The sequence below is a fragment of the Streptomyces sp. NPDC079141 genome (assembly GCF_040686775.1).
In the GTDB taxonomy this organism is placed as follows: Bacteria; Actinomycetota; Actinomycetes; order Streptomycetales; family Streptomycetaceae; genus Streptomyces.
Genome location: NZ_JBFBLP010000001.1, coordinates 778,435 through 800,389, shown reverse-complemented (window position 1 = coordinate 800,389; position 21,955 = coordinate 778,435). Strand labels below are relative to the sequence as shown.

Below are 21,955 nucleotides of genomic sequence, written 5' to 3'. Positions count from 1 at the left end.
GGCCCTCAGCGGGGTACGACCTGGGTGGTCGCCGTCGCCGTGTTGTCGGACGTGTCCGGGTCGGCGGTGGCGGAGACCGCCGATGCATGGGCCGTCACGGTCCGGTGCGGCGCCACCCGGACCTGGACGGTCACCTCCACGGTCCGGCTGGCTCCCGCAGCGATCGTGCCGAGGTTCCAGACCACCTGATCGCCGTCGCCGGGCGGTATCACGCGCGGTGGCAGATTGAGGGTGGCCACGGTGTCGGCGGCCGGGTCGGGACCGTCGTTGTGGACCGTCACGGTATAGGTCATCTGCCGGTGGGTTCGCACCGTGGCCGGTGCGGTGAGGGTGGTCCGCAGATCAGCGCGGGGCGGTGCCACGATCCGGAAGGAGCGCTGGGCGCCGGTCTCGGTGTCGGTGGGGCTGCCGTCGGTGCCGTTGGGGTCGTACGTCGCCACGAGGTGGTATGTCGCGGCGGCGAGGGGCGCGGAGGCCGGCACGTTCACCGTGAACGCGACCTGCTTGTCCGTTTCGCCCGGGGCGAAGGCCACTGTCTGCGTGGGCTGGGGCACCGTGGTGCCCTGGGCGGCGTCGGCGACAAGACCGACCGTCGCCTCGGTGGTCTGGTCGGTCCTGCCGAAGCGCTCCAGGGTCGCCTCGTAGCGGACGGAACCACCCTGCGGCACGGACGGGGTCCCCTCCGGCGCGGTGGTGGTCAGTTCGATCAGGGCGTCGCCAGGCCCGGGCAGCACCTCCATCGGCCCGGAGTCGGTCGAGGTCTGGCCACTGGTCCCGGTGCCCGGCGCCGCCGTGACCGCCACTGTGTCGATGCGATGCACCATCGCGTCGCCTTCCACGGAGGACAGGTCCGTGTCGGTGTTCGCGTACAGCCGGACGATGACCTGGACAGTGGTCGCCTCCTCCACGCCATCGCCGTCCTCGCTCACCGCGACCTGGATGGTGTCGCCGCCGCCGGCGGCGTCGCAGTCGGGAGTCGCCCCGTTGAAGGTTTCGCAGCCCATGACGAAGGTGTCGGCCACCGAAGACGGCAGTGCCAGCGTCAGGTCGATCCGGGCGTTCTCGGTGGTCGGGACGCGGATGAACAGGCCCGACCACGTACCATTCGCGCGGGTGAGCTGGTTGGTGGTGATGCTCACCGGCCCGGTGACCGCAGGCGCCGCCGCGGCCGCCGCGGGAGAGGGAGCGGCGGCGACGAGGGCCGAACCGGCCATGACTCCGCTCGCCAGCAGGGCGATCCACCGAGGCCGTCTCCGCGGTGTGCCGTACGTTCTCTCGTCTCTTCCAGATCTCATGGGAAGCCCTTCTTGACGGGTGGGCTTACAGACTCGAAAGCGCCCCTGCCGTAGGCAATCGGGGCGATCCACCGGGATGACGCGCTACCGCCAGGAGGGCGACGGAACCTTTTTCAGAACCCCTCGGCGGCCTACGAGCCTCGCGGACCGCCAGGCGGGAGATGTCCACGGAGGGTTCGTCCGCACCGCCGCGTGACTGAGAGCACGTAGGGCCTCCGTGCGGTGGTTGCGGCCGACGGTGGGATCGGCGGCAGGGGGGGAAGACGTTGGTGACGGGGGCGTAGATCTGGGCCTTGAGGATGTCGCCGGCGCCCTTGCCGCGGTAGTCGTGGCTGCCTCCGGTGGTGAGGACGGTTTTGTCCGGCAGGATCACGCTGTTGGGGTAGCGGGTGTTCTCCGGCAGGTGCGGGCGCGAGTCGCCGCGGGTTCAAGCGGGACCACGCGTGCCTGGAGGCGGACCGTCCACACCCGAGGCCCGGACGGTGGCCTGGCCGGGGGTGAGGGCGGCGGGCAGGCTGGACTCCGTGGGTATGGGAAACGTAGTCGCCACGTCCTTGTCACGGTTGCGTCAGCCGAGGTGTCCGGTGGATCAGACAGGGCAGGGCAGGCTCCGTGATTGCCTGCGCCTGCGCCGACGTACCTGGTATCGCCCGCTCCACGGTGATGTTCGGGGTCTTCATGCCGGTCGTGCTTCTGCTGCTCGCCGGAGCCGCTCTGACCGCCGTCTTCGCGCTGGCCTGGGCCGCGGACCGCATGCTGCGGCCCCGGCCTCAGGGCACGGCGCACGGAAACGGTACAGGTCATGGCGACACAGTCGGCCCCCTCTCGAACACCGGGCCTGGCTCCGTCGGCCTGGACGCGTTCACCTGGACCGAGGAAGAACCCAGGGAACGGCGCTGACCTCCCGGCCAGGCGCGTGGGCCCCCAAAGCCTGTTCTCCGAGCGGACGGTCGGGAAGTCTCGCGAAGCATCGCAGACACGGCTGGCAGCATGCCCTTGCACGCACGCGGCCCTGACGGCCCGCTCACCGGCTGAGGCTCAGGGTTCAGCGAGCCGTACACGGTTGTCCAGGAGAACAAGGGCCTGTGATTCAGCGGCGCTCGAATCTCTCCAGGTGGCCGTCGTCGCCGATCACGGCCACCAGTTCGGCGCCGACCAGTCGGGCGCGCGGGATGCCGGTGTCCGCGACGAGGCGGGCGACGGGCGCACGTTCGGGGTCTTCCGGGCCCCGGTGCTCGGTCGTGAGCTCGGCCTGGTCCCCGTACAGAAGCAGCACTTTGGCGTTGATCCGCTCGCCCATGTCTCCTCCGCCTCCCCGCGGCACGAGGGGTCGATACTGACCCGCAACGGCGCCAAGTACTTTTACCCACAAGGATGTTGACCGCGCAACTGTGATCGGACCCTGTGGCACCTCTGGTGCCGGGCGCGCCGTGGCAGGTGACCCGATCTTGAGGGCCGAAGGGGCCCGCTCACTCCGGGTGGGCGCACCCGCTTCAGGGTGTGTCGGTTTGGGGGTGCGGTCTGCCGTCCGGGATGACCAGGGGTGTGCCCGCCACGGGACAGGTGATGACCGTGGCGTTCAGGTCGAACACGTCGTGGACGAGGTCTGGGGTGACAACCTCCGAGGGCGGGCCCGCGGCGATCACCGTGCCATCGCGCATGGCGATGAGGTGGTCGGCGTAGCGGCAGGCGAGGTTGAGTTCGTGGAGCACCATGACGATGGTGCGGCCCTTGGTTCGGTTGAGGTGGGCGACGAGTTCCAGGACGTCGACCTGGTGGGCGAGGTCGAGGTAGGTGGTCGGCTCGTCCAGCAGAAGGACGGGGGTGTCCTGGGCCAGGGCCATGGCGATCCAGACGCGCTGGCGCTGGCCGCCGGAGAGGGCGTCGAGGGTGCGGTCGGCGAGTTCCGCGGTGCCGGTGGCCTTCAAGGCGTGGTCCACGACGGTGTCGTCGGCGGAGGACCACTGGCGCCACCAGCGTTGGTGCGGCGTGCGGCCACGGGCGACGAGGTCGCGGACAGTGATGCCGTCCGGGGCGGTGGGGGTCTGGGGCAGCAGGGTGAGTCTGAGGGCGAGTTCTCGGGTCGGGAGGGCTGCGATGTCGTCGCCGTCGAGGTGCACGGCGCCCGCGGCGGGCTTGAGCAGGCGGGCCAGGGCGCGCAGGGCGGTGGACTTGCCGCAGGCGTTGGGGCCGACCAGGGCGGTGACCTTACCCACCGGTATGTCCAGGTCGAGCTCGTCGGCGACGACGCGTTCGCCGTACGTCAGCCGCAGGCCGGCCCCGGCCAGTGAGGTCCCGTGCTTCACGGGCGCGTTGGGCGTGGCGGTCATGTCAGCCTCCCTTTCCGGCCCGGTTGGCGCGGGCGAGCAACAGCAGCAGGTACGGGGCCCCGACAGCGCCGGTGACGATGCCGACCGGCAGCTCGGTCGGGGAGAAGACCAAGCGGGCGGCGAGGTCGGCGAGCAGGAGCAGGGCGGCCCCGGTCAGGCCGCTGAGGACGAGCGGGATGCCCGCCGTACCGGCGAGGCGGCGGGCGATCTGCGGGGCGCCCAGCGCGATGAAGGCGACCGGGCCCGCGGCGGCCGTGGCCAGCGCGGCGAGGCAGGTGGCGAGGAGCAGCAGCGCGATCCGGGCACGGCCGATGCGGATGCCCAGGGAGAGCGCGGTGTCGTCGCCGAACTGCAGCAGCTGGTAGGCGCGGGCCAGCGCGAGGGTGAGGGGCACGAGGAGCAGCAGGGCGAGGCCGACCCATCGGACGTGGTCGTAACTGCGGCCGTTGAGGCTGCCGGTGAGCCACACCATCGCGCGCCCGGCCTGGTCGATGTCGGCGCGGGCGAGCATCCAGCGGGTGAGTGCGGCCAGAGCGCCGTTGGCGGCGATACCGACGAGGACGAAGCGGTAGCCGGTGATGGTGCCGTCCCGCCATGCCAGCAGGTAGATCACGGTGGCGGTGAGGAGGGCTCCGGCGAGGGCGCCGAACGGTACGGCGCCGAAGGTGCCCGCACCGGCCGCGGTGACCCCGCCGATGAGGATGGCGCCCACCGCGCCCGCTCCGGCGCCGGCGGAGATGCCGATCAGGTCGGGGCTGGCCAGCGGGTTGCGGGTGACCGCCTGGTAGACGGCGCCCGCAACGCCGAACGCCGCGCCCACCAGCAGGGCAGTGAGGGCGCGGGGCAGCCGGAGTTGATGGACGATCAGGTCGGCGGATCCGTCCCCGGCGCCGAACAGCGCGCCGAACACATCCCCCACCGGAAGGGAAAACGTACCGAGTGACACCGAGGCGACCAAGGCGGCGAAGGCGGTGGCCACGAGAGCCAGGGCGGTCACGGCGACCCGGGGCCTCACCCGCACCCCGACGGGCCCGAGTTCCATGCGAAGGTCTTTCACCGGGTGTGCTCCTTGAGCTTGCCGCGCTTGACCATCACGGCGAGGAAGGGAGCACCCACGAACGCGGTGACCACGCCGGCCTCCAGTTCGCCGGGCCGGGCGACGATGCGCCCGATCACATCGGCGGCCAGCACCAACGTGGCCCCGCCGAGCGCGGAGCAGGGCACCAGCCAGCGGGCGTCGGGGCCGGTGAAGGCCCGTACGACGTGCGGGACGACCAGGCCGACGAAGGTGACCGGCCCGGCGGCGGCCACGGCGGCCCCGGTGAGCAGGACGACGGCGAGCGCGCCCAGCGCCCGAGTGGTGCGGACCTGGGTGCCGAGGGTGGAGGCGAGGTCGTCGCCGAGGGCGAGGGCGTTGAGGCGTCCGCTCAGGGCGAGGGCGAGGAACAGTCCGGCTATGAGGAACGGCAGGAGCTGGACGCCGAGTTGGGCATCGCGGCCGGCGAGTGAGCCCACGGCCCAGTAGCGGTACTGGTCCAGGGTGCGCACGTCCAGCAGCACCAGGGCGTTGGTGCCGGCATCCAGCAGCACGGTGACAGCGGCCCCGGCGAGGGCGAGTTTGGCGGGGGTGGCACCGCCGTAGCCGGTGCCACCGACGGCGTACGCGATCAGCCCGGCGAGCGCGCCGCCGAGGAAGGCGAACCACACGTACTGGTAGGAGCTGGTCAGCCCGAGCAGCCCGATGCTCGCGGCGACGGAGAACGCGGCGCCCGCGCTGACGCCGATCAGTCCGGGGTCGCCGAGCGGGTTGCGGGTGATGTCCTGCGCGACGGCTCCGGCGGCGCCGAGCGCCAGTCCGGCCAGCAGTCCGAGCAGGGTGCGCGGCATGCGCAACTCCCGTACGACGACGGCGTCGCCGTCCGTTCCGCCGCCCAGGGCGGACAGGACGTCGGACAGCGGGACAGCCTTGGTGCCGATCGCCAGGGAGGCACATCCGGCCACGGCGAGGGTGGCCAACAGGGCGAGGAGAACGGCGGAGCGACGGCGGGAGGAGGAGCGCGACGGCAGAGCGGGCGGGGCCGCGACCGGGGACAGAGGCGGGGACACGTCCATAAAGGTAAGGCATGCCTAAATTTAGGGTTCCACTACCCCCTGTGAATTGCCTGTGGCCGAAAGGCTATGCTCACGCAGTCTTACTCAGGTAAGGCTTCCCTAATCACCATTCGCTCTGGGAGACGCACGTGTTCACCCTCGCCCACAGGGGCCGCGCCCGCTTCGGTGCCCTCGCCCTGACCGCGGTCCTGGCCGCCGGACTGACCGCTTGCGGCGGCTCCGACAACGCGGACACCAAGTCCGCCGACAGCAGCACGAGTGCGGCCGAGAAGTCCGCGGGCTTCCCCCGCACCGTCGAGCACCACAAGGGCAGCACCGAGCTTGAGGCCAAGCCGGAGCGGATCGTCGCCCTGGACAACAGCCTGGTCGAGGCCGTCGTCGCCCTGGACCGTCCGCTCGTCGGCGGCATCGGCTCCTACCGCGACCAGAAGGGCTTCCCCGAGTACCTCGGCGACGCCGTCAAGGACACCCAGGATGTCGGCCCGCTGGAGAGCCCCAACCTCGAAGCCATCGCCGCCCTCAAGCCCGACCTGATCGTCTCCGCCACCGTCCGCCACGACGACCTCTACGACCAGCTCAGCGAGATCGCCCCCACGGTCTTCGTCGAGACCACCGGCCCGACGTGGAAGGACAACATCACCCTCCTTGCCAAGGCCCTCGGCGAGGAGAGCAAGGCCGAGCAGAAGCTCACCGCCTACGAGACGCGCGCCAAGAAGGTCGGCGACGCGATCAATGCCAAGGAAGGCGACCCGACCGTCTCCGTCGTCCGTTTCCTCGACGGCCCCACTCGTATCTACCTGCCCAAGAGCTTCAGCGGCATCGTCCTTGAGGACATGGGCCTGGCCCGGCCGAAGAGCCAGCAGGACCCCGAGCAGTTCGTCCTGGAGATCAGCGAGGAGCAGATCGAGCAGGCAGGCGCGGACGTCATCTTCTACACCGCCTTCTCCGGCGGCGAGGAGCGCGAGAAGAAGTTCCTCGCCAATCCGCTGTGGAAGCGCCTCGACGCCGTCAAGTCCGGCGACGTGCACAAGGTCGCCGACGAGTCCTGGATGACCTCCGTCTCTCTCCAGGGCGCCGACCTGATCCTCGACGACATGGCCGACACCTTCGAGGTCGACCCCGCCAAGTAGCAGCAGGCGGACCCCGCGCCAGTGTGCGCGCTGACTCTGAGGGCGCACACCAGCGCCCATCCCGGATCTACGACGCAGCCCCGCCCGGTACGGTCTCCGCCCGACCGAGCCGGCGTGGCCCCCGGAGTCAGCGCGCCGGTATCGGTCACTGTCGGCCGCACCGGGGAGGCGCTCAACCCGCAGCCGTTCAAAGGGACTTGCCGATGGGGAGCGGTGACGCAGAAGCATGCGTCGATGAGTCATCGGCAGCCGCGGATTCAAGGCTCCCCCCCCGTGCCTGTGAATCCGCGCGCACCCGCGCCCCGCCTGCCTTCCTCCGGCAGGCGGGGCGCTTGACGTTCCCCGGGACGCACGCCTCGCCTGCCAGAATCCGTATCCCCACTGATCCGGCCGGGCGGGAGCGCCCCATGGACCCGGCTGCCAAGGAAGACCCGCGCCGCCGGGACCTGGGCCTCCACCGGGCGTGCCGCAGGACGGCGCGAGCCTGAGCACCCGCGGGGTGAACGCGCCCCAGAACAGCCCGATCACCGCGGCGGCCGGCCCGGTGGGCAGCGGCACACCGGCTGCCGCGCCGCCCGTGAACAGACCGGCGACAGCGGCCAGGCCACCAGAGACCAGCGGAAACAGCCGCGGTACGTCACCACGGTGCGGCCCAGCCGGACGACGCACGGGCGGACTCCATCCCGCAGGGCCGACGTGGTCGTGGCCTCCAGCGTGTGCCCGAACCGGTCGGCCGGACAACCGTCTTGGGAATGAATCCCTGGGCGGGCACGCCCGGCGCGAGACCCGCTGGTGCCCGTAGGAGCTGCATACACGGCGTTGACGGGGCGATGTGCGCAGCTTCAACCTGCATGGCTCAAGGACCGTGCCGTGCCCGGCGATTCAGTCCATGTCCAACAGCGGCCCGGTCACGGTCAGGCCGAGGTCACCGCCCGCATGGGCGATCAGGCCGAGCAGCATGAGCGCGGCGCCCGCGAGCGCCATGTCCTTCTGGAAGTGGGTCATCTCCATCTGCCGCGCCTGCGCATCGGTCTCCTTCCAGAATGCGTGCATCAGCACGGCGGTCGGCACGAGGAAGACAGCCAGCAGCAGCGCCCCGAGGTCGGCCCAGACCCCGAGCAGCACGCTCACCCCGCCTGCGAGGAGCAGCACGCCGCCGCCGAGCACGGCGGGAACGGGTGCCGGCACGCCGCGGGAGGAGGCGTAACCGGCCATGGCCTTGGTCTTGGTCATGTGGCCGACCGCGCCGCTGAGGAAGAGGGCTGAGAAGAGAATGCGTCCGATCAACACCAGGACGTCCATGGCGGCCTCCGGCGCGAGTTTGATTGAAGGTCCAACCACCTGCTGTCAGGCTACCTCCGGCACTGCGACCCGCGGGCTGAGGACGTCGAAGGCGAGGGCGTGCTTCTCGGTCAGCGTCAGGGACTCGTCGGGGATCTGCGGGGAGAGGGCCACAAGGCGGGCGCCGCGGGCGGTGATGGCGTCGTGGTGCTGCTGGAGGGCGCGCAGGGCGATGTTGCAGTAGGGGCACCAGGCACCGCGGTAGAAGGTCAGCACGACCGGGCCGTCGGCCAGCAGCTCGCGCAGGGCGACGGTCTTCCCGCTCGCCGAGGGCAGGCTGAGGTCGGGGAGCAGTACGGCCTCGCCTTCGACCTCCCCGACGACCTCGCCGCCGTCTACGACAAGCTCGGCTTCGACCTCCAGCACGTCAACGCCGGCCACGCACGCACCCTGCCGCTGCCCGCCACTTACGTCATCGACCGCGACGGCACCATCCTCTGGGCCCTGGTCGCCACCGACTACACCACCCGCGCCGAACCCGCCGACATCCTCACCGCCCTCGACACCCTCGGCTGACCCCCACTCCCGCGCCCGACCGCCTGCCCGCGGCACAGCAGATGCCGCACAGCGACGATCACTTGCACCGCGGCAGCCGGGCGCAGCAGCGCGGGGCGGGGCCACTCGGGCATCGCTCCGCGGCTGACGGCGACGGCGGTGACCGTGGTGACCGGTAGTGCCCACGCGGCGATCGCCGCCGCCCGTATCGTGCGGCTGGGTTCGTGCCGCAGGACGAGCCAGGTCCAGTACGCGGCGTCGGCGAAGGAGTCGGCATAGTCGCCGAACGGGGACTGGGTGGCCTGGCGGCGCGCCAGGTGGCCGTCGGCGAGGTCCGAGGTGATGGCCAGCACGTCCGAGAGGCGGCTCGGCCCCACGATCGTGACGGGAGGTTGCCGCGCGGCAGGGTGAGCGCGTCGGCCGGTGAGAGCCGGTGCGGTGCTCCGGCAGGCCCCGGTGGAGGGCACCCAGAGTCCAGCTGGTCGCCACCCATCTCCTCGCCTGCCGGGTTCGGGTGAGGGCGCGCAGCAGGCCGAGCAGCAGGCCGAGCGGGGTGGTGATCTGTCCGAGTGCCCGGAGGCGGCGGGCCGCCTGCCGTACCGACCGGTCCGCGGCCTGCCGCAGGAAACGTGCGACGGGGTGCGGTCTCCAGCGGTCCTGCTTCAGCGCCCCCCAGCAGGGCGTTGGTCGCGGCGCGGCTGTCGGTGAGGTCGGATACGGGCACGACGGCCGCCCCTTCTTCAGGTGAGGGATGCGGCTGCGCTCACGGTAGGCGGCCGGCCCACGGCCGGAACGTGAGCGCGCTCACCCAAGGGCCTGTGTACGGCGCAATATCCTGGAAGCAGGAGGCGCGCCATGTCGTCACTGCGCATCGGACACGCCGAACGGGAACAAGCCCTCGAACGCCTCAAGACGGCGTACGCCGAGGGCCGGTTGGACGAGGCGGAGTTCGAGGGCCGGGCGGAACGGGCCATGCGGGCTCGCTCGCAGGATGACCTGAGCCCACTGCTGGACGACCTGCCCGCGGACCCGGCCGAGCCCTCCGAGGTCGGCCCCGTGTCGCTGCGCGAGCGCGTCGGCGACCGGCTGGTCCGGGCGTTGCGGTGTGCGGTCTTCTGCTGGCTGCCGCCACCACGCGCCCGCGATTGATCCCCGGCGTGTCCCCGGTACTTACGGCTCCGGACGATCGCCGCCCTGCTCGGAGATGGGAGCTTTCCCTGCCCGGGCAGGGGCGGGGGGCGTGCCCAGCCGGGACGTACCCCACACCAGCGTGCCGATCAGCAGCACCAGCGTGAGCGGATAGAACACCGGGCGCAGCGGGATCAGCACCGGCAGGAGGGCCGCGGCGGTGCCGGTGCCGAGGACGAGCAGGAAGGTCGGTACGCAACAGGCGAAGCCGAGGAGGAACGCCGGGAGGACGCCGAGAAGCCGGGCGTATCGGGTGCGCCGGCAGGAGGCTGCCTGCCGTGCCGCGAGCCGGGCGACCGCGATGTTGCAGCCGACGAGCGCGGCGACGACCGCGCCGAGCAGCAGGTTGACCGGGCTGAGGAACACCGCCACGTGCGGGGTCGGATGCCAGGCGAGTACCGGTTCGAACAGGTACGGGGCACGCGCGTGGAAGAGCTTCCCGGGGGCGGACCGGAAGACAGGGACGCCGGTGAACCGGCCGGAGGCCGACACGGCGAGATCACCGATGGAGAACAGGTACCCCATCAGCACCAGCGCCGCAGCCGCGAACCCGACCCGCCGGTGACGGCGCACGGCGAGAGCGGCGCGTACCTGGCGCGGGGTGGCCGTGGTGGCGGCGAGGGTGGCGTCCCATGCATCGCCGGCCCTGGCGAGCGCGGTCACGAGCCTGCTCATTGCCGGACCTGGGTGTTCGGGTAGAACGCGTACCAGGCGAACCACATGGAGTCGAGGGAGTCGGCGGGCTCCCACTTCTCGCCGACGCGCTGGAGGACACGGGCCGTGGCGAGCCTCTCGTCCCAGCGCGCGACGACCTGCGTGCCCGCGACCTGGACGTGTACGGTCCCGGCCGTACGGACGAGTTCCTTGCGGATCGCCAGCCGCTGCTCGCCGACCCGCAGGCCGATCACGACGTCCTTGTCGGGGAAGCGGTCGCTGGTGACCAGTACCGGGAAGAACGGTCCTCCCTTGACGTAGTAGCCGCTGTGCCCCGGGTAGGAGCCGTAGGGATCGCTGCCGTAGCTGCGCAGGGCGCCGGTGTCGGTGGACAACACCTGGGTGTCGGGATGCGCGGCCCGCCAGTCCTTCCACGTGGTCCACACCAGGGGGACGGTGTCGAGCTTCGTGCCCTTGAGCGGGCCGCTGATCGCCTGGCCGAGCAGCTGGGGCCACTCGGAGCCGGTCTGCCGGTCGTACATCAGCAGGTTGGAGTTGACGAGCTTGCCGGTGGTGCCGAACGTCAGCTCCTGTGTGCCGGGCGGCGCGTTGAATCCGATCACCGTGCCGGTGAGCGGGCAGTAGGTGACCGCCAGCGGCTCGCCGCCGACGGTGTCGTTGACGATCTCGTGCCACACCAGCACCTGCTGCGGATAGGCCCTCACCTCGCCGCGGTACTCCAGACCGAACACCATCTCGTCGTCCGCGAGGAAGCCCGCCTCGCGCGCTGCGACGAACCGGGGCCGGTCGACGGAGGGGATCCCGTCCTTGCCCGGTCCGCCGGAGACCGCCGCATCGGCCAGCGTTTCCAGCGATGGATCCTGGTCCTGCTGCACTGCCGGCACCGTCTGGGACGGGCGGTCGGAGACAGCCTGCCAGCCCAGGACGCCCCCGCCCACGAGCAGAGCGGCAAGCCCCCCGATCACCCCGGCTCCCTTGATGACCTGCCGACGATCCGGCTTGGGCTTTGGCTGGGCGTTCACCGGGCATCACCCCTGACCACCCGGGATCCGCGCGATGTGCACTCGTCGAAGACGGGTCCCGTGCTGCTGATGTTCTCGCGCGTGGGGTGTCTGTTCGGTGAGCGCGCTTACAGTTCTCGGCTTCCGGCGCTACTTACGTTCAGATCATGGTGCTGCGGATCGTGCTGGGTGCGGTGTATATGGCGATGGCGGTCGGCCAGCTCGCTTCGTTCGGGCACATGCCCGGGATTCTGGACGCCTACGGGCTGGTCGACGGCGCCGCCGCGACCGCGCAGGCCGTGGCGCTGATCGCGGGCGAGCTGGTGTGCGGGGTCTGGTTTCTGGCCCGCCCGCGGTCGAAGGCGCTTGTTCCGGTGTGGGTGTTCACGGCCGTCTCGGTGCTGTGGACATTCCTCGCCGTGCAGGCGTACGCACGCGGCCTCACCGTGACCAACTGCGGCTGCTTCGGCAGCTACCTGTCCCAGCGGCTGAGCTGGTTCGTGCTCGCCCAGGACGCGTCGACGCTGCTCCACGCGGGGCTGCTGCTGCGCGGGGCCCGCCGGGCTCCTGCCTCGCCCGCCGGACGCGTCTGGCCGACGCCCGGATCTCCGCCCGCATCACCGCGATCCTCGGCCGCCGCTGTGGCCCGGCGCCCGTCACCCGCAGATCGCCCTCACCCACGAACAACTCGCCGCGATGGCCGGCAGCTCCCGCGAGACCTGCACCGAGGTCCTGCGCGACTTCGCCGACCACGGCCTGATCCGGCTCGCCCGCCGACGCATCACCGTCCTGGACCCCGAACGGCTCAAAGACGCATCCGGACAGCCGTCGGCGTCACACATTCGTAAGACCACGGCCCGGCAGCAGCGGCCGTCCATCGCTCTATCGTGAGAGCCCCCTTGAACCGCCGTCAGGAGCCCTGCATGCGTGCCCGCGTCCTCGCCGCAACCCTGCTCACCGCCACCGCGCTCACCCTGGCAGGCTGCGGCACGGACACCGGCGACACGGCATCCACCGGCCCGGCCGCCGACAGCAACACCACGGCGTCCGGCACTCCGGCCGATACCGCAACGGCGCCCGCCGCCGTGCCCGCGGCCCTGCGGTTCACCGCAACGACCACCGACGGCAAGCCCTTCGACGGGGCAACACTGACCGGAAAGCCCACCGTGCTGTGGTTCTGGGCCCCCTGGTGCCCCACCTGCCGTGGCCAGGCGGCGGAAACAGCCAAGGTCGCCGACCAGTTCGAGGGCAAAGCCCATGTCATCGGCGTGGCCGGACTCGACGAACAGGCGGCGATGAAGGACTTCGTTACCTCCACGAAGATCAGCGCCTTCCCCAACCTGTCCGACGAGCCCGGCGACATCTGGAAGAAGTTCGAGATCACCCAACAGAGCACCTACGTCCTGCTCGACAAGGACGGCAAGACCGTCTTCACCGGGGTCCTGCCCGGCGGCCAAGGACTGGCCGACAAACTCGCCGAACTCACCGGCTGACGCCCATGGCCGACCTGCCCCTCGCCCTTGCGCTGACCGCCGGCATGCTCGCCGCGGTCAACCCGTGCGGCTTCGCGCTGCTGCCCGCCTACCTCTCCCTGCTCGTCCTCGGCGACGACTCGCCCACCCGCCGTGCCGCCGTGGGCCGAGCCCTGGCCGCGACCGCCGCCATGACCGCCGGATTCACCGGCGTCTTCGCCCTCTTCGGCCTCGCCATCGCCCCCGTCGCCGGCCAGGTCCAGCAACACCTGCCATGGTTCACCATCGCCTTCGGTCTGCTGCTCGTCCTGGTCGGCACCTGGCTCCTCGCCGGCCGCACGCTGCCCGCCCTACTGCCCAAACTCCGCCGCGCCCCCGCCGTCACCCGGTCTGTGCCGTCCATGGCACTGTTCGGCGCCGCCTACGCCATCGCCTCGCTGGGCTGCACCATCGCCCCCTTCCTCGCCATCGTCGTCTCCGCGTTCCGCAGCGGCTCCACCGGCGACGGCGTGGTGCTGTTCACGGCGTACGCCGCCGGAATGGGCGTAATCGTCGGGGCCGCCGCCCTCTCGGTGGCACTCACCCGCACCGCCCGCGTCGGACGCCTGCGCCGCCTCGGCGCAGTCGCCTCCCGCCTCGGCGGCGGCCTGCTGCTCCTGGTCGGCGCGTATGTGGCGTACTACGGCTGGTACGAAATCCGCGTCCTGCGCGGATCACCCGCCGAAGACCCCGTCATCGACGCGACGAGCACCGTGCAGCGGTGGATCGCCGAAACCCTCGACGGCATCGGCGCACCCCTGATCGCGGCCCTGTTCGCAGGTCTGCTGCTCGCGGCACTGGCACTTCACCACCTCCGTCACAACCGGACGCAGGAACAGGCCGGAAACGACAACAGCCCCACGCCCCGGCGCGCTCAGCGAACCTCCTGAGTCCTGGGCCGGTAGGAGGCGCAGGCCCGGCCCTGGCACAGGACGCGATCGCAACTCGTCGCGGTGGTCGTGGCCCATCCGGTCAGCGCGGGGCGGTGTCGGCAACCTCACCGGGAAGAACCTGACGGACCGTGAACACTGCGCCCCGGGCCAGTCGCTCAGACACAGGGCATCGCCCCGCCCAAGGCGCGCGGCTCGGCCGTCGCCACGCACACCGGGTCATAGCCGGGCAGTTCCGGGGGCGCCCCAGCCGGGCACTCACGGTGGTGCTGGCGATCGCCTCGGCCGGCTCCGGGGTTCCCGACTGGCGCCGGCGCTACGTTGATTGCGCATCCTTGCCGGTGGGCGCCGTTCCAGGGGACGGTAAGCGAACCGCTTCAGGTGATGAGGACCCACACACCGCTCAGCTCCTCTCTTGCGATCCATCGGCGACTCGCGGATCCACCGCGTGCGCGTCGCGACAGCTCGCGATGGTCGCGGTCGCTGTCGAGAGGAGGTGGCCGATGTGCCGGACCTCGGAGCCGGACGATCCGGGCACGGACGCGGAGGGCGATGAACCCTCCTCGGCCGGTCCTGGAACGCCTATGAGGTGGCATCCGCGGAATGTGAGCTCGTGGTGGATGGGATTACGAGTCGTGCTTGTGGTCGTGGACACGGTGGCGGCCCTGAAACAGCACGAGGCCCTTGCCCATTGGGCAAGGGCTCTCATCGCGGTTGGTGACATGGTCGTCGACGCCGGCAAGCACGAGCGGCCATGAAACCCGGGGGCCTGATCGTCGGAAGGCGGTCAGGCCCTCTGTATCCAAGAGAACATGGACCGCTGAGCCCAGCCAAGGGGCGCTCTCCCAATTGCACCCAACAGCGCGTCACGAAAGCGGGTTTCGTGTCATGCTCGCGGTCCATACGAGGAGGAGACCGCGTCATGGGGATGACAGACCGGGAGTGCCGGGAGTGCGGCGGGCCGTTGCCGCCCGCCTCGGACACCGGTCGGCCACGCCGGTACTGCTCGGACCTCTGCAGATCGGCCGCTCGGCGATCCCGAAACCGGCAGAAGGAATCTGCCGGCGCTGCCGCTTCGCGCCAGTGCTCCACGGACATCGCCGGCCGCCGCTGCGACCGCAACGCCCGGCACACCTTGATGGTGGAAGGCACCCGAAGCCAAGTCTGCACCGAGTGCTACGACATGACCATGTCGTTCCTGATCAACGGCGGCGTACGGGCCTCCTCGGTCGAGGTTCGCCCGCTGCCCGAGGAAGTGGACGACTCCAAGGCTGACGACGGAGCGACGGCGGTCGCGCCGGCGCCGGCCACCGTCGTCCGCCGGCGAGTCGTTCTCCTCATCGAAGACGATCCGCACGTCGCCGCGGCGCTGAACGTGGTCCTGACCCGGAACCGCTACACCGTCATCCCCGAGAGGTCGGGATCGGCCGGCCTGCGTGCGGCATACGCTCGACGGCCCGACCTGGTACTGCTGGATCTCGGGCTCCCCGACACGGACGGCTACGACATCCTGACCCGGCTGCGGGCCGTCAGTGACGTGCCCGTCATCGTCGTGACGGCCCGCAGCGATGTCCGGTCACGTCTGCACGGATTCCACCTGGGGGCGGACGACTACCTCGTCAAGCCCTATGAGACCGCGGAACTCCTTGCCCGCATGGCGAGGTTGTTGCACCGCGCGTCGCCGCAGCGGTGGACGGAAGACGTCTACGACGACGGCCTACTACGGCTCGATTCCCGAAGCTTCGAGGCCAGCGTGGCCGATACGCCGCTGAAGCTGACGCCCATCGAGTTCCGCGTACTTGACCTGCTCGTACGTAACACGGGAGTCGTCCAGCGTTTCGACAAACTGCTCGCAAGAGCCTGGGACGACCCCACCGGGCGGGACACGGCAAAGGTCAAGTTCACCATCTCACGCCTGCGAGGAAAGCTGGAGTCAACCGCTGTCGGCAGCGCAGCGATCGTATCCGCCCGGGGCGAGGGCTACTTCTACCGAACGCCGGGGTCATCGGCGGCGGGCAACCCGGCGGTGCCCGACTCCTCATCGTCCCGGTCAGGCTACGGGCACGCGGGCAATGTGCTCGGCATCCTTCAGTCACAAGGCCCCGACAGCGCCGGCGGTGAGTCGGCTCTGCGCCTGGGCCCCGTGCGCATCGAGCCGGCCACCAGGCAGGTCAGCGTGAACGGATCGGTCGTCCCACTCACTGCCAGGGAGTGGGATCTGCTCGCCCTGCTGGCCCACCGCCCCGGCGTGGCCATCAGCCGCGAGCAGATCATCAGCGAGGTCTGGCACAGGAGTTGGGTGGCGCCCGGGCGGACCCTGGAGGTGCACGTCGCCTCCCTGCGCGCCAAGCTGCGCATGCCGACCCTGATCGAGACCGTACGCGGTGTCGGCTACCGTCTCGTCGCCCCGGACGCATAGCGGGGGCCGGAACGTCCGCTCCGAAGGTGAGGTGGCAGGGCGCATGAGCTGGTCCTTGCGCACTGCCGCCCCGCCTCAACCCCGCACGTGACCCAGGCATCGCACGCTGCGATCGCCGTCCCCGTGCGGACTCCTGACCGTGGGCGTGGGGAGTTGCCCGGTTCTCCTCGTTCCTCCTGCGGAAGACCAGGCGCTTATCGTCGCGAGCGATCGGGACGGTAGGAGCCGATCAGGGCGGCCTCCTCACGAGTGAGGTCGTCGGCGAGCCTGGTGCCGAGGTCGCGCTGGAACTCCTGGAAGGCGGCCAGCTCGGGCAGGCCCTCGCCGTCCACGACATGCACGAAGGTGACTCCGTCGGCCAGCCGGAAGCTGCTGTACCGCAGCCCGGCCGGGGCCGCCGCCAGTTCGGCGAAGACGTTCTCGATCAGTCGCTGGTTCTCGTCGGCCGATTCCGGTTTGGTCCGGTAGCGGATCACTGCGCTCATCGGGCTCTCCTCGGTGCGTTCGGTGCACTGTCACTGGTTCTGACAACGCGAACGCCCGCGAATCATCGGCGCGATGAGTCGGAGCCCTCTGGGTTGTCAGTACCAGTGACAGCGACTTATCGGAGGACCTCTCGTGGGCAGCAAGGACCGGACAACGGCCGGGCAGCGCTGGGTGCTGGGCCTGGCCTCGCTCGGCGCCGTGATGGTGGCGCTCGACGTGCTGGTGGTGGCGGCGGCGCTGAGCAGCATCAAGCAGAGTCTCGGCGCCTCGATCGAGCAGCTGGAGTGGACGGTCAACGCGTACACCCTCAGCTTCGCGATGTTGTTGATGCTCGCGGCGGCGCTGGGCGACCGCTGGGGCCGGAGGCGGATGTTCGCGGCAGGCCTGGGCCTGTTCTCCCTCGCCTCGGCCGCCTGCGCGCTGGCCCCGTCGGTCCCGTGGCTGATCGCCGCCCGGGCCGTACAGGGGATCGGGGCGGCCGTCGTGATGCCCCTGGCGATGGGCCTGATCGGGGCGGCCTTCCCGCCCGAACGCCGGGGCTGGGCGACCGGTGTGTTCAGTGGGCTGACGGGCCTGGGCGTGCTGGCCGGCCCGGTTGTCGGTGGCGCCGTGACCGAGGGTCTCGCCTGGCAGTGGATCTTCTGGATCAACGTGCCCGTCGGCGCGGTGGCCATCCCGCTCGTCCTGCTGCGGATCGGCGAGAGCAGGGGCGCGGCTCGCCGCCTGGACCTGCCCGGCGTTGCCCTGATCACCATCGCCGTGCTCGGCATCGTGTGGGGTGTGGTCCGTGGTGCGCCGGCCGGCTGGGCCAGTGCCGAGGTGATCGGTTCTTTGTCGGCCGGAGTCCTGCTGCTCCTGGCCTTCCTGGTCTGGGAGAGCCGCGCACCGCAGCCGATGGTGCCACTGGACTGTTTCCGGTCGAGGGCGTTCTCGGCCGGGAACGCGGCGGGCTTCTTCCTCACCGCGGCGCTGTTCGGCGCGGTGTTCTTCATGGCCCAGTACATGCAGGCGGCCTTCTCCGCAGGTCCGCTGGAGGCCGGGCTGCGGCTGCTGCCGTGGACCGGCACGCTCTTCCTCGTGTCGCCGCTTGCCGGCCGCCTGGTGGACAGGGTCGGTGAACGCCCGCTGGTTGCGGCGGGTCTCGGGCTGCAGGCCGTCGGCATGTTCTGGATCAGCATGGTGAGCAGCGGTACGGCGCAGTACGGGGACCTGATTGCGCCGTTGGTCCTGGCCGGGTGCGGCGTGTCCATGGCGCTGCCGGCGGCGCAGAGCGCGAGTGTCGGAGCACTGCCCCGCGAAGCCGTCGGGCTCGCCTCCGGTGTCTACAGCATGATGAGGCAGCTCGGCGGTGCTGTCGGAGTGGCCGTCCTGGCCGCCGTCTTCGCCGCCGCCGGGGGCTACGCGTCCTTCCCCGCCGGCTTCACCCGGGCCTTCGCCGCAAGCGGCGTACTGTCGCTGCTCGGCGCGGCGGCGGGACTCTGCATTGGCGTACGGCACAGCGCGGAACCGGGTGCCCCGATGGCACGCCCGGAACCGGTCAAGGAGCTTCGATGAACCTGGAGGACGAGTTCGCGCAGGTCCGCGGCGGGCTGATCGCGCACTGCTACCGGATGCTCGGCTCGCTGCACGACGCGGAGGACGTCGTACAGGACACGTATGTGCGCGCCTGGAAGGGCTTCGCGGAGTTCGAGCAGCGCTCCTCGGTCAGCACGTGGCTGTACCGGATCGCCACGCGGCTCTGCCTCAACGCCCTCAAACACAGCAGCCGCCGCCTGGTGCCCTCGGCACTGGGCGCGCCCGGAACCGATCCGGACGACCTGGACGCGCCGATGCTGGAGGCGAGCTGGCTGGAGCCGTTCCCCGACCATCTGACGAGCGCCGACCCGGCTGCCGTCGTGGGCACTCGGCAGAGCCTGAGGCTGGCCATGGTCGCGGCGCTGCAGCATCTGCCTCCGCGCCAGCGTGCGGTACTGATTCTCCGGGACGTCCTGGTCTGGCCGGCCTCCGAGGTCGCCGCCGTGCTCGGCACCACGTCCGCGGCCGTCAACAGCTCGCTCCAGCGCGCACGGGCCGAACTCGCCCGGGTCGCCCCGGCCGAGGACCAGTTCAGCGAACCGGACGAGCCCCGGCGCCGGGCCCTGCTCGATCAGTACGCCAGCGCCTTCGAGCGGGCGGACCTGGTCGCGCTCGAAGGGCTCCTGACGCAGGACGTCCGGTGGGAGATGCCCCCGATCCCGACCTGGTTCAGCGGCCGAGGGGACGTACTGCGCCTGCTCGCCGCCAAACTGGTGCCCGGCGAGGGACGGCGCGTCATGGTGGAGACGTCGGCCAACGGCCAGCCCGCGTTCGCCCTGTACACCCGCGGTAGCGACGGACTCTTCCACGCCCGCTACCTGCAGGTGCTGACGCCGTCCGCAGCAGGGGTGTCCGCGGTGCTCGCGTTCCACCGGCCCGACCTGTTCCCGTCCCTCGGTCTGCCGCTCGAACGTCTTGCCTGACTCCCGTTCAACGGACAGCTCTCTTAGAGGAGGGCGAGCGTAGATTTCTGGGGCCTCGCCCCGGCATACGATCACCGCCGAGGGGGTGGTCACATGGCCGAGGCGAGACGTTCCTGGGCCGGGCTCGGGGGATGGTTCGGACGGTCGGCACGGCGGCGTTCGCAGGAGCTTGCCGCGGTGGAGGCGAGGATCACGGCGTTCGGGGTCGCGCTGGACGAGCACGACTTCTCGCCGGGGGAGGCGGGGGCCACCGACGCGATGCGCGCTGACCTGGGGCTGGCCCTCGACGCGTACGAGGAGGCCAAGCGGGCCTTCATCGGGGACCGGGACCAGGAGGACGCCCTCGACGTGCTGCCGGCGTTGGACGACGGATGGCATGCGCTGGCCTGTCTCGACGCCCGCCGGGCGGGGCGGCCGCTTCCCCGTCGGCTGCCGCTCTGCTTCTTCGACGCCCGGCACGGGCGGGCCGTGCGGGAACTGCCCTGGGCCCCGGCGGACGGGGCGGCTCGCAATGTCGCGGTGTGCGCCGCGTGCGGGGTGCGGCTGGAGGAGGGGCGCGGCCGGGGAGGAGGGGCACTTCCCGTTCGCCGGGGAGCCGGGTCCGGGCCTGTGGTCCGGCAGCCGGGGCGGGTCCGGACCGACACCCCTCCCGAGCCGGGCAAGCGGACGTCCGGGCAGGGCCCTGGATCCGCGCGGGTGAGCCTGCCGGTCGTGGGGCGGCCGGCCGTCCTGGTGGTGCGGACCGACAGCGTCGAGCAGTTGACCGTCGTGCTGCTGCTCCGCGGCAACCAGCGCAAGGGCTACACCCTGGGCGACGGCTTCGAGCCGGTGCACGCGCGGGTGCCCCTACGACGCTCGGGCAACCGCGAAGTGGCCCGGTTCCAGGTGGAGTTCCGGGGCGGGGCGCGGGCCGACTGGGAGGCGTGGGCCGAACTCGTCGACGCCCTGCCGGAGTTCACCGAACAGATCCACGGGCGCGGCGGGGACCTCGTACGGTACGCGGGCCCGGGCGGCCCGGCCGTGCTGCGGCACCGCGGCCGCGGGGACGTACGACTGCTGGCCCTGGACGACGACCTCGCCGAGTGGGCCGAGGCAGCCCGCGGCAAGGGCGACGCCGACCTGCCGTTCCGCCTGCCGGGGCCCGGGGTCTACCAGGTGCAGGCGCGAGGCAGCTGGGTCATCGAGGCGGCGGGGGCGGACGCGGAGGCGTGAGCCGGCCCGGCCGCTCGACGTCTTCTCACCGATCGGGCACGAGCCGGACGCCATACCCTCCAGTTCACCGTTGGACACCATGCTGGAGCGGCTGCGGACGGCTCTGCGCCGTTGCGAGGACTCCGAACAGCGGAGAGCCCGGGCTCAGCCGGTCTCGTTCCGTCAGCGGCAGAACAAGGCGGCGCCCGACGGTGTCCCGGTGCCGCAGGGCAGCAGGCGTCGGGGCTGTTCGTGACGCGGACCCGTCGGTGTCGACCGCGGAGCGGCGGCGGTCGCGTTCGGCCCGGGCTCCCCGCCCGGCAGGGCTTCGACACGGCCGATGGCGTTGCCGAACAGTTCGGTGAACCAGACGTTCCCGTCAGACCCGGTGGCGATGTTGAAGGGCACCTTGTCCGCGCCGCCCGGCACCGGGAACTCGGTGATCTCCCCGGTCGGGGTGATCCGCCCGATGTGGCCGAACTGGTCGGCGTACCACATGTTCCCGTCGGGGCCGCGGGTGATGCCGTCGGCGCCTCCGCCCGGATTCGGGCGGGGGAAGAGCGTGATGGTGCCCGTCGGGGTGATCCGGCCGATCCGGTCGGACGCGGTGAACCACATCCCGCCGGGACCGGCCGCGATGTCGGACGGGAACTCGAAGCCGGTGGGCAGCGGATACTCGGTCACGTTGCCGGAGGCGTCGACCCGGCCGATCTTGCCCGCGATCAGCTCCGTGAACCACACACCGCCGGGCCCGGCCGCGATGTGGTACGGGAAACTGTCCGGCGTGGGGATGGCGTACTCGGTGACGGTTCCGTCGGGCTGCATCCGCCCGATCCTGTTCGTGCCGTTCTCGGTGAACCAGAGGGCGCGGTCGGCACCGAGCGTGATGCCCGTGGGGAAGCTGCCCGCGTCGGGCAGGGGGAACTCCGTGACCTCGCCCGCGGTCGTGATCCGCCCGATCTTGTCGGCAAAGCCCTCGGTGAACCACAGGGCGCGGTCGGGACCCTGCGTGATGTCGAAGGGAAAGGCCGACTCGGTGGGTACGTCGAACTCGGTGACGGAGCCGCCGGTCGTGATGCGTCCGATCTTGTTGGCACCGGACTCGGCGAACCACAGCGCCCGGTCCGGTCCCGCCGTGATCCCGGCGGGGAAGCTCTCGGGGGTCGTGATCGGATACTCCGTCACATCCCCCACGTCGGCCCGGGCGGGAGCCGCGTGCATCGTGACCGCGAGCACCGCGCCCAGGGACGTGGCGAACAGGCGGTTGAGTCGTCGTCGGATCGTCGGCGTGCCCGGCATGGACCAGCCCCTTTGCGGTGAGCGACGGGAGAATGACAAGTGACGGCCTATCAGCTCCCGGGCGGGCCTGCCCGACCCGCGCCTCGGAGTCGGC

20 protein-coding genes and 6 pseudogenes are annotated in these 21,955 nt (G+C 71.2%); 13 read left to right on the top strand and 13 right to left on the bottom strand.

What is annotated here, in order from left to right:
- Positions 1–5: 5 nt before the first annotated feature.
- Together AB0Q90_RS03735 and AB0Q90_RS03730 are read right to left on the bottom strand one after the other, a co-directional pair.
- Positions 6–1,295, bottom strand: coding sequence for a DUF11 domain-containing protein (locus tag AB0Q90_RS03735; protein ID WP_363158804.1), 1,290 nt, complete (start codon positions 1,293–1,295; stop codon positions 6–8).
- 207 nt (positions 1,296–1,502) lie between these two features.
- Positions 1,503–1,704: pseudogene (locus tag AB0Q90_RS03730) on the bottom strand (galactose oxidase); the annotation flags it as partial.
- Positions 1,705–1,907: 203 nt separating this feature from the next.
- Here AB0Q90_RS03730 and AB0Q90_RS03725 point away from each other — a divergent pair.
- Positions 1,908–2,195 (top strand): hypothetical protein, encoded by a 288-nt coding sequence (locus AB0Q90_RS03725; protein WP_363158802.1) that lies wholly within the window; start codon positions 1,908–1,910, stop codon positions 2,193–2,195.
- 190 nt (positions 2,196–2,385) lie between these two features.
- On the opposite strand, the gene AB0Q90_RS03720 is transcribed toward AB0Q90_RS03725, so the two are convergent.
- From AB0Q90_RS03720 to AB0Q90_RS03705, 4 genes are all read right to left on the bottom strand, one after another.
- Positions 2,386–2,595: a hypothetical protein gene (locus tag AB0Q90_RS03720; protein ID WP_363158801.1), complete on the bottom strand. Its 210-nt coding sequence runs from the start codon at positions 2,593–2,595 to the stop codon at positions 2,386–2,388.
- 193 nt (positions 2,596–2,788) lie between these two features.
- Entirely contained in the window at positions 2,789–3,625 is an 837-nt protein-coding gene (locus AB0Q90_RS03715) for an ABC transporter ATP-binding protein (RefSeq protein ID WP_363158800.1), read from the bottom strand.
- Between the two features lies 1 nt (position 3,626).
- Positions 3,627–4,682 carry an iron chelate uptake ABC transporter family permease subunit gene (locus AB0Q90_RS03710; RefSeq protein ID WP_363158799.1) on the bottom strand — a complete coding sequence of 352 codons (1,056 nt, stop codon included), beginning with the start codon at positions 4,680–4,682 and terminating at the stop codon, positions 3,627–3,629.
- Positions 4,679–5,731, bottom strand: coding sequence for an iron ABC transporter permease (locus tag AB0Q90_RS03705; protein WP_363158798.1), 1,053 nt, complete (start codon positions 5,729–5,731; stop codon positions 4,679–4,681). The genes AB0Q90_RS03710 and AB0Q90_RS03705 overlap by 4 nt, the downstream gene beginning before the upstream one ends.
- Positions 5,732–5,865: 134 nt before the next feature.
- Between AB0Q90_RS03705 and AB0Q90_RS03700 the strand changes: the two genes are divergently transcribed.
- Positions 5,866–6,867, top strand: a complete 1,002-nt coding sequence (locus AB0Q90_RS03700; RefSeq protein WP_363158797.1) for an iron-siderophore ABC transporter substrate-binding protein — start codon at positions 5,866–5,868, stop codon at positions 6,865–6,867.
- Between the two features lie 882 nt (positions 6,868–7,749).
- Here AB0Q90_RS03700 and AB0Q90_RS03695 read toward each other — a convergent pair.
- Complete coding sequence (locus tag AB0Q90_RS03695; protein ID WP_363158796.1) at positions 7,750–8,169, bottom strand: DoxX family protein; 420 nt, start codon at positions 8,167–8,169, stop codon at positions 7,750–7,752.
- A 75-nt stretch (positions 8,170–8,244) separates the two neighbouring features.
- Positions 8,245–8,484 (bottom strand): annotated as a pseudogene (locus tag AB0Q90_RS03690) (peroxiredoxin-like family protein); the annotation flags it as partial.
- Between the two features lie 12 nt (positions 8,485–8,496).
- Between AB0Q90_RS03690 and AB0Q90_RS03685 the strand changes: the two are divergent.
- Positions 8,497–8,724 (top strand): annotated as a pseudogene (locus tag AB0Q90_RS03685) (AhpC/TSA family protein); the annotation flags it as partial.
- Here the strand turns inward: AB0Q90_RS03685 and AB0Q90_RS03680 are convergent.
- Complete coding sequence (locus AB0Q90_RS03680) at positions 8,667–9,080, bottom strand: CDP-alcohol phosphatidyltransferase family protein (protein ID WP_363158795.1); 414 nt, start codon at positions 9,078–9,080, stop codon at positions 8,667–8,669. The pseudogene AB0Q90_RS03685 and the gene AB0Q90_RS03680 overlap by 58 nt on opposite strands.
- A 478-nt stretch (positions 9,081–9,558) precedes the next feature.
- On the opposite strand from AB0Q90_RS03680, the gene AB0Q90_RS03675 reads away from it, so the two are divergent.
- Positions 9,559–9,852, top strand: coding sequence for a DUF1707 domain-containing protein (locus tag AB0Q90_RS03675; RefSeq protein ID WP_363158794.1), 294 nt, complete (start codon positions 9,559–9,561; stop codon positions 9,850–9,852).
- 21 nt (positions 9,853–9,873) lie between these two features.
- On the opposite strand, the gene AB0Q90_RS03670 is transcribed toward AB0Q90_RS03675, so the two are convergent.
- Both AB0Q90_RS03670 and AB0Q90_RS03665 read right to left on the bottom strand, forming a co-directional pair.
- A complete protein-coding gene (locus AB0Q90_RS03670; RefSeq protein WP_363158793.1) occupies positions 9,874–10,566 on the bottom strand; it encodes a hypothetical protein in 693 nt (230 codons plus the stop codon).
- Positions 10,563–11,588: a DUF3179 domain-containing protein gene (locus AB0Q90_RS03665; protein ID WP_363158792.1), complete on the bottom strand. Its 1,026-nt coding sequence runs from the start codon at positions 11,586–11,588 to the stop codon at positions 10,563–10,565. Before AB0Q90_RS03665 ends, AB0Q90_RS03670 begins: the two co-directional genes overlap by 4 nt.
- Positions 11,589–11,734: 146 nt before the next feature.
- Between AB0Q90_RS03665 and AB0Q90_RS03660 the strand changes: the two are divergent.
- The 6 genes and pseudogenes from AB0Q90_RS03660 to AB0Q90_RS03635 form a co-directional block, all read left to right on the top strand.
- Positions 11,735–12,055, top strand: a pseudogene (locus AB0Q90_RS03660) (MauE/DoxX family redox-associated membrane protein); the annotation flags it as partial.
- Positions 12,056–12,263: 208 nt separating this feature from the next.
- Positions 12,264–12,458, top strand: a complete 195-nt coding sequence (locus tag AB0Q90_RS03655) for a helix-turn-helix domain-containing protein (RefSeq protein WP_363158791.1) — start codon at positions 12,264–12,266, stop codon at positions 12,456–12,458.
- Positions 12,459–12,490: 32 nt separating this feature from the next.
- Entirely contained in the window at positions 12,491–13,060 is a 570-nt protein-coding gene (locus tag AB0Q90_RS03650; protein ID WP_363158790.1) for a redoxin domain-containing protein, read from the top strand.
- A 5-nt stretch (positions 13,061–13,065) separates the two neighbouring features.
- The gene (locus AB0Q90_RS03645) at positions 13,066–13,968 is read left to right on the top strand and encodes a cytochrome c biogenesis CcdA family protein (protein WP_363158789.1); all 903 of its coding nucleotides are present in this window, start codon (positions 13,066–13,068) and stop codon (positions 13,966–13,968) included.
- 754 nt (positions 13,969–14,722) lie between these two features.
- Positions 14,723–15,943 (top strand): annotated as a pseudogene (locus AB0Q90_RS03640) (response regulator transcription factor); the annotation flags it as partial.
- A gap of 144 nt (positions 15,944–16,087) precedes the next feature.
- Positions 16,088–16,387, top strand: a pseudogene (locus AB0Q90_RS03635) (winged helix-turn-helix domain-containing protein); the annotation flags it as partial.
- Between the two features lie 194 nt (positions 16,388–16,581).
- Here AB0Q90_RS03635 and AB0Q90_RS03630 read toward each other — a convergent pair.
- Positions 16,582–16,872 (bottom strand): hypothetical protein, encoded by a 291-nt coding sequence (locus AB0Q90_RS03630; protein ID WP_363158788.1) that lies wholly within the window; start codon positions 16,870–16,872, stop codon positions 16,582–16,584.
- Positions 16,873–17,005: 133 nt separating this feature from the next.
- Between AB0Q90_RS03630 and AB0Q90_RS03625 the strand changes: the two genes are divergently transcribed.
- The 3 genes from AB0Q90_RS03625 (at position 17,006) to AB0Q90_RS03615 (ending at position 20,583) form a co-directional block, all read left to right on the top strand.
- Entirely contained in the window at positions 17,006–18,427 is a 1,422-nt protein-coding gene (locus tag AB0Q90_RS03625; RefSeq protein WP_363158787.1) for a DHA2 family efflux MFS transporter permease subunit, read from the top strand.
- On the top strand, positions 18,424–19,371 hold the full coding sequence (locus AB0Q90_RS03620; protein ID WP_363158786.1) for a sigma-70 family RNA polymerase sigma factor: 948 nt from the start codon (positions 18,424–18,426) through the stop codon (positions 19,369–19,371). The genes AB0Q90_RS03625 and AB0Q90_RS03620 overlap by 4 nt, the downstream gene beginning before the upstream one ends.
- Positions 19,372–19,464: 93 nt before the next feature.
- A complete protein-coding gene (locus AB0Q90_RS03615; RefSeq protein ID WP_363158785.1) occupies positions 19,465–20,583 on the top strand; it encodes a hypothetical protein in 1,119 nt (372 codons plus the stop codon).
- Between the two features lie 162 nt (positions 20,584–20,745).
- Here the strand turns inward: AB0Q90_RS03615 and AB0Q90_RS03610 are convergent, their stop codons facing one another.
- The gene (locus tag AB0Q90_RS03610; RefSeq protein WP_363158784.1) at positions 20,746–21,861 is read right to left on the bottom strand and encodes a hypothetical protein; all 1,116 of its coding nucleotides are present in this window, start codon (positions 21,859–21,861) and stop codon (positions 20,746–20,748) included.
- Positions 21,862–21,955: the final 94 nt, after the last annotated feature.

Bases quoted from the DNA above. Each gene is read 5' to 3' on its own strand.
- AB0Q90_RS03735 (WP_363158804.1), bottom strand. From the start codon at position 1,295: ATGAGATCTGGAAGAGACGAGAGAACGTACGGCACACCGCGGAGACGG.
- AB0Q90_RS03720 (WP_363158801.1), bottom strand. From the start codon at position 2,595: ATGGGCGAGCGGATCAACGCCAAAGTGCTGCTTCTGTACGGGGACCAG.
- AB0Q90_RS03715 (WP_363158800.1), bottom strand. From the start codon at position 3,625: ATGACCGCCACGCCCAACGCGCCCGTGAAGCACGGGACCTCACTGGCC.
- AB0Q90_RS03695 (WP_363158796.1), bottom strand. From the start codon at position 8,169: ATGGACGTCCTGGTGTTGATCGGACGCATTCTCTTCTCAGCCCTCTTC.
- AB0Q90_RS03675 (WP_363158794.1), top strand. From the start codon at position 9,559: ATGTCGTCACTGCGCATCGGACACGCCGAACGGGAACAAGCCCTCGAA.
- AB0Q90_RS03670 (WP_363158793.1), bottom strand. From the start codon at position 10,566: ATGAGCAGGCTCGTGACCGCGCTCGCCAGGGCCGGCGATGCATGGGAC.
- AB0Q90_RS03655 (WP_363158791.1), top strand. From the start codon at position 12,264: ATGGCCGGCAGCTCCCGCGAGACCTGCACCGAGGTCCTGCGCGACTTC.
- AB0Q90_RS03650 (WP_363158790.1), top strand. From the start codon at position 12,491: ATGCGTGCCCGCGTCCTCGCCGCAACCCTGCTCACCGCCACCGCGCTC.
- AB0Q90_RS03645 (WP_363158789.1), top strand. From the start codon at position 13,066: ATGGCCGACCTGCCCCTCGCCCTTGCGCTGACCGCCGGCATGCTCGCC.
- AB0Q90_RS03630 (WP_363158788.1), bottom strand. From the start codon at position 16,872: ATGAGCGCAGTGATCCGCTACCGGACCAAACCGGAATCGGCCGACGAG.
- AB0Q90_RS03620 (WP_363158786.1), top strand. From the start codon at position 18,424: ATGAACCTGGAGGACGAGTTCGCGCAGGTCCGCGGCGGGCTGATCGCG.
- AB0Q90_RS03615 (WP_363158785.1), top strand. From the start codon at position 19,465: ATGGCCGAGGCGAGACGTTCCTGGGCCGGGCTCGGGGGATGGTTCGGA.
- AB0Q90_RS03610 (WP_363158784.1), bottom strand. From the start codon at position 21,861: ATGCCGGGCACGCCGACGATCCGACGACGACTCAACCGCCTGTTCGCC.